The following is a 7,851-nucleotide window of genomic DNA, read 5'->3' on the forward strand; positions in this document are numbered from 1 at the left end:
AGGATTCCTTCCTGTTCGATTCCGACTTGACCGGCTTCGGGCTCAAGATCACCCCAGCCGGGCGGAAGGTCTATCTACTCCAATACCGCATCAACGGGGCCAAGAAGCGGGTAATGATCGGGGTGCATGGTTCCCCCTGGACTCCGGATCAGGCGCGACAGGAGGCTTCCCGTCTTCTGGGCATGGTGGCCGAAGGGCATGACCCGGCGGAAGTCAAAGCCCAAGCCAAGGCACTCCCCACCCTGGCGGAACTCTGCGACCTGTACCTGCAAGAGGGAGTGGCCACGAAGAAGGCCACCACGATTGCCTCTGACCGGGGCCGCATCGAACGCCACATCAAACCCCTGATGGGCAAGAAACGGGTGGATCAGGTGACGCGGGCCGATGTGCAACGGCTCATGAATGCCGTGGCCGAAGGGAAGACGGCTGCCGATATCAAGACGGGACCACGGGGCCGGGCCATCGTGACCGGGGGTAAGGGAGTGGCCACCCAATGTGTCCTTCTGCTGTCCACCCTGTTTGTCTTTGCCATCTCCCGTGGCTTGCGTGCCGACAATCCGGCAAGCGGCATAAAAAAATTTCCCACGCAAAAAATGGAACGCTTTCTGACCGGCGAGGAACTAGCCCGATTGGGGGAGGTAATCCAGGAGGCGGAACAGGAAGGCGTCAACCCGGTTGCCCTTTCCGCCTTGCGTCTTCTCCTGTTGACCGGAATGCGCTATGGGGAGGTGCTGACCCTGCAATGGTCGTTCATCGACTTTGAGCGGGGCTGTCTGCGGCTGCCTGACTCGAAAACCGGGGCCAAGGTGGTGCATGTTGGAGCGGCTGCCTTGGCGTTGCTGGCGGGGCTGCCACGGGTGGAGGGTAATCCCTACTGCTTTCCCGGCACCATCCAGGGGCAATTCCTGGTAGGCTTGCCACGCATCTGGAGCCGGATCAGGCAGCGTGCCGGGTTGTCTGATGTGCGTCTCCATGATGCTCGCCATGGGTTCGCTTCGGTTGGGGTGATGTCCGGAATGGGGTTGCCCATCGTCGGGGCGCTTCTTGGCCACACGCAAGCCAGCACAACCCAACGATATGCCCATCTGAGTGCCGATCCTCTCAAGGTGGCCGCTGACCGCATATCGGGGCACATTGCCGCTGCATTGGGCGGCAAACCCACGGCAGAGGTGATACCTCTTCAAAAGGTGCGCTGACCTATTCCGGGAAAGCCTTCTTTCTTCCCCCATTCTGAATGTGTATAGTGCATACCATGGCAATGAGCAGCAGAGAGGTTATACGGATTCTTGAGCTTGACGGTTGGACGCTGCATCACCAGCAGGGGAGCCATTGCCAGTTCAAGCACCCAACAAAACCCGGCAAGGTGACGGTTCCGCATCCCAAGCATGATCTTGCCATGGGCACGTTGCACTCCATCTGGAAACAAGCGGGGATCAAGCCATGAACTTTCCCATCGCCATTCACAAAGACTCCGATTCCGATTATGGGGTAACAGTTCCGGATCTTCCCGGTTGCTTCTCTGCTGGCGAAACTTTGGAAGAGGCTGCCAGCATGGCGAGGGATGCCATTCAAACCCATGTGGAAGGGCTTTTGCTGGACGGCGACCCCATACCGGAACCTCTGCCGTTGGAGCAACACCAGGGCAACCCGGACTTTGGGGGAGCAATCTGGATGTTGGTTCCCGTTGACCTTGGCAAGATTACGGGCAAGGCCAAGCGGATTAATATCACCATTCCGGAACCCGCTTTGATGCGCATTGATCAATATGCCCATGCCCACGGGGAAACCCGTTCTGGTTTTCTGATGCGAGCCGCATTGCAAGCCATGCGCTGACCCCACCGAATGCCCGGCATAGGCTGATCACCGAAAAGAGGGCACCTTCACCCTCCTGGCCGGGTTCTTCATGAAGGATGCCTTGAAGGATGCGAGAATGCCAACTTGTTGTCGTATACCTTATAGAAAAACATCTTATATTACGGAACCGTTTCGTCCGGTGATACTCAATTATAAAGATGAATTTGGAATGCCTTATTGGGATCACTGGCAGAAAGTAGATGAAATTCTCCTCGAAGAGTTAATAGCCTTGTCTGTTTATCTTGATCCGTTACGCTTTCCTGGGTCCGAGCCACAAAGGAAAGCCCATTTAGATATTTATATTAAAGCCGTTGGCGCTACAAATGTTGATGAATCAGGCAACGATTACTATGACAATAATGAAATCAATAGAAACCCAACTAATGATAGATTGGAAGCTGCAAATGATGCTATTGACGAAGGATCGTTGAGGCCTGATCGAGTAGTCGTCAATGAAACAGGCAGAATATATTACATAAATCGTGTTAAGTTTGTGAATTGGGCACTTTCCCTTGGCTGGGAACTTCCTCCCGAAATGGCCGCATGGGCAACCCTCGCAATCCCTCCCATACCAGAGACAACCGTTCAACCGGCTGCCACCCCCCCACCAGAATCCGCCACTCTCTTTGAGGAAGAACCCCTGAAAGGTACCGAACCCCCAAAACGTCGAAAGCAGATTTCACCCCGTGATGATGCCTTGGAAAACTTCCTATCCCATCTTGTGAAGGAGGGGAACTTATCCCCTGAGCAACTCCCATTTACCGGGCAGGCATTGATTGCCGCTTACAACAAGCACACAACATCCCCTAAGCTCAAGATTACCGTGAAAGACAAGGTGGGCTTCCTTAACCGGCAAAAGCCTCATTTGTGCAATAAACTCGATGTCTCCAACGTCAATTTCAGTAGAAATTCACAGGACAGTGGAGCAGGAATAATAACGAACATTCTAAAGGAAAAGCCTTTCAAAGCAGCACGTTAGAACCAGTCCATGCAATATGCGCAATATGTGCCACGCAATATGCGCAATATGTGCCACGCAATATCCGCAATAAGTAACACATTCCAATTTAGAACCCCTGTTTGTTAGTCTCCTTCCATCGTTGCGCGACGATTCCGGCTGCCGGTCTGATCAATCGGCAGTCATCGCAAAATGCCGGAGACTTACAAATGACCATTCAGAACCCTGTTGCAAAAACCGTTTCCCTTTCCCCCGTTCAAACCATCGATGGAGCCGCATTCCTTCGCAATGATCCGGCAGCCAAGTTTATGGGCATCGGCGGGCCGACGCTGGAGAAACTTCGCTGTACCGGAGAGGGGCCGCGATATTCCAAATTGGGAAAAATCGTGGTCTACCGCATTTCCGATCTATTGGCTTGGGCCGAATCTCGGAAGGTTTCTTCGACCAGCGAAAAGGTTGGGGGTTGACCGCCATGAACCGCAACGGGCCGCCGTCACTTGCCGAACTGGAAGAGGCTTTATCGTACCTTCCACCAGACCTTCCCCGTTCTGATTGGATTTTGCCAGGTATGGCCGTCCATGCCGCATATCCAGGCGAGGACGGTTTCCGGATTTTTGATGACTGGAGTCGGGGCGGTGCTTCTTACAACTCAAAAGACTGCCGCGACGTTTGGCGCTCATTTAAGCCCGACGGCGGAATTGGGGTAGGAACATTGTTCGACATAGCCAAAAAATATGGATTGCAGGGAGCTACCAGGGCCGCGAACCCCCAAACTGATAAGGCTTCCCTTGCCGCTGCCAAGGCCACTCGCATTTGGCAGTCAGCACAACCGGCCAGGGCTAACGGCTATCTGGAACGGAAGGGTGTGCAGCCGGTGGCGTCGTTGCGTGAAATTGCCCTTCCCGAGGTGAAAAACCTTCTTGGATATCATCCACGGGGCAAAGGTGGGCCACTTGAGGGCGAAACGGTTCTGGTGGTTCCGGTGAAAAGTATGAACGGGGCGCTCACCAGTATCGAGTTGATCGACTCGGAAGGCAGAAAGCATTTCCTGGCCGGAGGTGCTGTTAGCGGTGGTTCTTGGGCCACGGGGCCGTTTCCTGAAGACGATGGAGCGGACATAACTTTGTTGCTGGGAGAGGGCGTTGGCACCGTCCTGAGCGGGTCTGAAGCCTATGGCGGCATCGGTGTTGCGGCGTTGATGGATGCAAATCTGCCATCTGTTGCCCGGAACCTTCGGGAGCGGTACCCCAAGGCTGATTTGGTGATTTTGGCTGACGTGAAGGAATCTGGCGAGCCGAACGCAAAGGCGGTGGAGGCGGCGAAGGCAATGGGGGTGCGGTTGGCAGTACCAGATTTTGGGCAGGATAATCGAAATTCGGGCCTGACGGATGTGAACGACCTAATGCGCCATCGGGGGTTAGAGGCGGTGCGATGTTGCATCGAAAAGGCGCAACGCCTGGCCGGGCAGGAGGAACCCTCCTTCCATGCTGGGGCGGTGATGCGCTGTTTGAACGATATCCAGGCGGAACCGATAGACTGGCTATGGCCGGGCCGGTACGCGCGGAATAAGCCTGCCATCGATTCGGGCGAGCCTGGTTGCGGAAAGTCACAAAAATTGGTCGATATGGCCGCTCGCGTTTCGACGGGACAACCCTGGCCTGATGGGACACCGTGCCCGCTTGGAACCGTATTTCTGCTGACTGCCGAGGATGATCCTGCCGACACCCTCCGACCAAGGCTTGAAGCTGCCGGAGCGAACCTATCAAAGGTCTTTGTTTTGGACGGAGTGTGTTCCCGTGATTCCCGAGGGCGTTCAATCCAGCGCACCTTCAATTTAGCCGAAGATATCGAAATCCTGGACAAGGAGTTGGCGAAACATCCCGACGCCGTCATGGTAGGCATCGACCCCATTTCGGCCTATTTGGGAGGAACTGATTCTCACAATAATGCGGACGTGCGCGGCCTTCTCGCTCCACTCGCAAAGCTGGCGCAAGCTCATCAGGTTGCGGTCGTAATGGTCACACATTTGAATAAAGGAGCGGGCAATGCGGTTTCCAGGGTTACGGGTTCCGGCGCTTTCGTGGCTGCTGCCAGGGCGGCGTTCCTGGTTGCCAAAGATCCACATGACCCTGAAAGAAGGCTGTTTTTGCCCATTAAGAACAACATCGGAAACGACTCAACCGGATTGGCGTTTCGCATCGAGTCAGTGCGTTTGGAATCGGGAATCGAAACATCCAGAATTGCTTGGGAGCCGGGCGCGGTAACATTAACCGCTGACCGGTTACTGAACCCGGTGGGTTCCACCAGGAAGACATCCCTTTCCGAGGCTGAAGACTTCTTGAGCCGTGAACTTGCCAATGGCGCGGTTCCTGCCGAGGTCCTAAAACAGCACGCTGCCGAGGCTGGAATCTCTGAAACGACCCTGAATCGAGCAAAAACCGAAATGGGGATTATGGCCAGGAAAAAGAAGGGTGTTGTAAATGGCGGCTGGGAGTGGGCTCTTAATTGAAGATGGTCAAAAGGGCCTGCCACCATTCTTGACCATCTTGGATATCTTGACCATCTTCGACCAACCCCTGAGGGAAAAATAATCGAAGATGGTCAAGGTGGTCAAGGTGGTCAACTTTACCAGGCAGGGAGTAATGATCATCTTCGACATGACGACCTTTCCAAAACAGGAGACGGGCATGGCTGACCAAGCATTGATCAAAGGGGGAAAACTCTGGGCGAAGACATCCCAAAGCGGGAAACCATACCTGATGGGCCGGTTGGGCGGACTTAGGGTGCTGATCTTCGAAAATCGGGAAGCTGTCGCAGAGGGGGAGAACTCCAATTCGCACTGGCTGATGTTCGGGGCGGCGGATGTGGTGGAAGGCGCGGGCCAATCTCGCCAGGGGGCCGCACGACCGCAAACGCAACGGGGAGGTGGACAACCGGGGCAGCACTCTGCCGGGCAAAGGCCATCCCCTGCCGGGCAACCCGTTTATGGTCCTGGGGACGATATCCCATTTTGAGCATGTGAGGCTATATCGTCACAAATAGGCTCTATTTCGCGAGAAATCGCCAGACCAACACCAAAACACTATTCCCCGAAACGATTGAGGGGGGATCAAACCGTGAGCGCGATGCAACGGAACAAAGGGGCCGGGGGAGAGCGGGAGTTGGCTGCCCTGCTTCGGGATCATTTGGGGGTGACGGTCAACCGCAACCTTCGCCAGACGAGAGACGGGGGCGAAGATCTGATCATTGAGGAACTGCCCGGCATCTCCCTGGAATGCAAAAGGGCCGCGACACCGCATCTTGCCGGATGGTGGCGGCAGACGGTCGAACAGGCGGGGGAGCGAGTTCCGATTTTGGCGTATCGCATCGACCGGAGGCCGTGGCGATTCGTTGTACCGCTGGCGCTGCTGGGCATCGAGGGAGGCCAGGGGCCGGGGCTGGAGTGGACGGCGGAACTCTCGCTGGAGGGCTTTTGCCTTTCAGCGCGGGAGGCCATGCCTTTTCCACAAGGCAAAAAGGCGGTTATTGCCCAAAATGACGGGCTCGCGCCAAAGGGAGTGGATGTCTAAACTTATTGAAAATGATACAAATCGGGCGAGGAGAAATACAAAAACGGGGGGAGAGTTCCATTTTGCCAGTTACATCTTTCGGGTTTTTGAGAAAACCTTGCTCAAATGGCAGAGGAGTTTTTATAGGTGGCAGTCAGCAGCTTCTTACTGCTTCGGTTTCCAATTCCGTGCCAGTTCTTGAGCCTGCGCAATCTGGGCGGGAGTCATGCGTTTGACGAGGTTATCTCTGTTTTCTCTGGCAAGTGAATTGCCGTTTGATGCGGTAATATTGAACCACATATGAGCTTGGACAAAGTCCTGGGGGACCCCCTCGCCCTGATAATACATCACTCCGAGATTGAATTGAGCAAGTGCATCCCCTTGATCAGCGGCTTTGCGGTACCATTTCACGGCTTCCTTGTGGTCCTGGGGGGTTCCATTACCCTTATTATACATCGCCCCGAGACTGTTCTGAGCAAGTGCATCCCCTTGATCAGCGGCTTTGCGATACCACTTTACGGCTTCTTTGAAGTCTTGGGTGACGCCTAGACCCTGATTATACATCATTCCGAGGTGGAGCTGAGCTACGGAAACTCCTTGTCCAGCGGCCTTTCGGTACCACTTTACGGCTTCTTTGAAGTCTTGGGTGACGCCTAAACCCTGATCATACATCACCCCGAGATTTACCTGAGCTGAGGCATTCCCCTGATCAGCCGCCTTGCGGTACCATTTCATGGCCTCTTTGTAGTCTTGGGTGACTCCATTGCCTGCATCGTACATAACTCCAAGGAATAACTGAGCTCCGACATTTCCCTGATCAGCGGCTTTGCGGTACCACTTCATGGCTTCCTTGTGGTCCTGGGTTATGCCTTTGCCTTTTTCATACATCCATCCGAGGTTGAACTGAGCCATGGCATCCCCCTGATCAGCGGCTTTGCGGTACCACTTCACAGCTTCCTTGTAGTCCTGTGTGACTCCATTGCCTGCATCGAACATAACTCCAAGACTTACCTGAGCTGAGACATCCCCCTGATCAGCCGCCTTGCGGTACCACTTCATGGCTTCTTTGTAGTCTTGGGTTATGCCTTGGCCTTTGTCATACATCCACCCGAGGTTGGTCTGAGCTGAGGCAAGCCCTTGTTCAGCGGCCTTTCGGTACCACTTCACGGCTTCCTTGTGGTCCTGGACGACGCCTTCGCCTTTGCCATACATCACTCCGAGATTGAATTGAGCTAAAGCTTCCCCCTGATCAGCGGCCTTTCGGTACCACTTCACGGCCTCTTTATAATCCTGGGTGACGCCTTCGCCTTTGCCATACATCCACCCAAGTCTAGCTTGAGCCGTGGCATCCTCCTGATCAGCGGCTTTGCGAATGTCCTCTAACTCCCCAGCCTGGGAGAATAAGGGACCAAGCATCAATAATCCGAGCAGTACAACGGCAAAGGCTATTTTGATCATGACGGCAATCCTGGTGTGAAGTTATAGAATGTC

General features: G+C 54.6%; 9 protein-coding genes. 8 read left to right on the top strand and 1 reads right to left on the bottom strand.

The features are described from left to right. The 8 genes from HQL56_16370 to HQL56_16405 all read left to right on the top strand — a co-directional run. Positions 1-1,196 (top strand): tyrosine-type recombinase/integrase (locus HQL56_16370; protein ID MBF0311091.1); only part of this gene is annotated, 1,196 nt, incomplete at its 5' end. Between the two features lie 62 nt (positions 1,197-1,258). Further along, positions 1,259-1,444, top strand: a complete 186-nt coding sequence (locus HQL56_16375) for a type II toxin-antitoxin system HicA family toxin (protein MBF0311092.1) — start codon at positions 1,259-1,261, stop codon at positions 1,442-1,444. Beyond that, positions 1,441-1,833 carry a type II toxin-antitoxin system HicB family antitoxin gene (locus tag HQL56_16380; GenBank protein ID MBF0311093.1) on the top strand — a complete coding sequence of 131 codons (393 nt, stop codon included), beginning with the start codon at positions 1,441-1,443 and terminating at the stop codon, positions 1,831-1,833. Before HQL56_16375 ends, HQL56_16380 begins: the two co-directional genes overlap by 4 nt. Positions 1,834-1,903: 70 nt before the next feature. Beyond that, the gene (locus tag HQL56_16385) at positions 1,904-2,833 is read left to right on the top strand and encodes a hypothetical protein (GenBank protein MBF0311094.1); all 930 of its coding nucleotides are present in this window, start codon (positions 1,904-1,906) and stop codon (positions 2,831-2,833) included. 188 nt (positions 2,834-3,021) lie between these two features. Continuing rightward, a complete protein-coding gene (locus HQL56_16390; protein ID MBF0311095.1) occupies positions 3,022-3,279 on the top strand; it encodes a helix-turn-helix domain-containing protein in 258 nt (85 codons plus the stop codon). Positions 3,280-3,284: 5 nt separating this feature from the next. Beyond that, positions 3,285-5,321, top strand: coding sequence for an AAA family ATPase (locus tag HQL56_16395; GenBank protein ID MBF0311096.1), 2,037 nt, complete (start codon positions 3,285-3,287; stop codon positions 5,319-5,321). 88 nt (positions 5,322-5,409) lie between these two features. Continuing rightward, positions 5,410-5,826 carry a hypothetical protein gene (locus HQL56_16400; GenBank protein ID MBF0311097.1) on the top strand — a complete coding sequence of 139 codons (417 nt, stop codon included), beginning with the start codon at positions 5,410-5,412 and terminating at the stop codon, positions 5,824-5,826. 102 nt (positions 5,827-5,928) lie between these two features. Continuing rightward, entirely contained in the window at positions 5,929-6,381 is a 453-nt protein-coding gene (locus tag HQL56_16405) for a hypothetical protein (protein MBF0311098.1), read from the top strand. 144 nt (positions 6,382-6,525) lie between these two features. On the opposite strand, the gene HQL56_16410 is transcribed toward HQL56_16405, so the two are convergent. Beyond that, complete coding sequence (locus HQL56_16410) at positions 6,526-7,818, bottom strand: sel1 repeat family protein (GenBank protein ID MBF0311099.1); 1,293 nt, start codon at positions 7,816-7,818, stop codon at positions 6,526-6,528. Positions 7,819-7,851: the final 33 nt, after the last annotated feature.

This window comes from Magnetococcales bacterium (assembly GCA_015231925.1).
In the GTDB taxonomy this organism is placed as follows: Bacteria; Pseudomonadota; Magnetococcia; order Magnetococcales; family JADGAQ01; genus JADGAQ01.

What these genes read in the sequence shown, in the direction of transcription:
- HQL56_16375 (MBF0311092.1), top strand. Translation starts at nt 1,259, where the DNA reads ATGAGCAGCAGAGAGGTTATACGGATTCTTGAGCTTGACGGTTGGACG.
- HQL56_16380 (MBF0311093.1), top strand. Translation starts at nt 1,441, where the DNA reads ATGAACTTTCCCATCGCCATTCACAAAGACTCCGATTCCGATTATGGG.
- HQL56_16385 (MBF0311094.1), top strand. Translation starts at nt 1,904, where the DNA reads ATGAAGGATGCCTTGAAGGATGCGAGAATGCCAACTTGTTGTCGTATA.
- HQL56_16390 (MBF0311095.1), top strand. Translation starts at nt 3,022, where the DNA reads ATGACCATTCAGAACCCTGTTGCAAAAACCGTTTCCCTTTCCCCCGTT.
- HQL56_16395 (MBF0311096.1), top strand. Translation starts at nt 3,285, where the DNA reads ATGAACCGCAACGGGCCGCCGTCACTTGCCGAACTGGAAGAGGCTTTA.
- HQL56_16400 (MBF0311097.1), top strand. Translation starts at nt 5,410, where the DNA reads ATGGTCAAGGTGGTCAAGGTGGTCAACTTTACCAGGCAGGGAGTAATG.
- HQL56_16410 (MBF0311099.1), bottom strand. Translation starts at nt 7,818, where the DNA reads ATGATCAAAATAGCCTTTGCCGTTGTACTGCTCGGATTATTGATGCTT.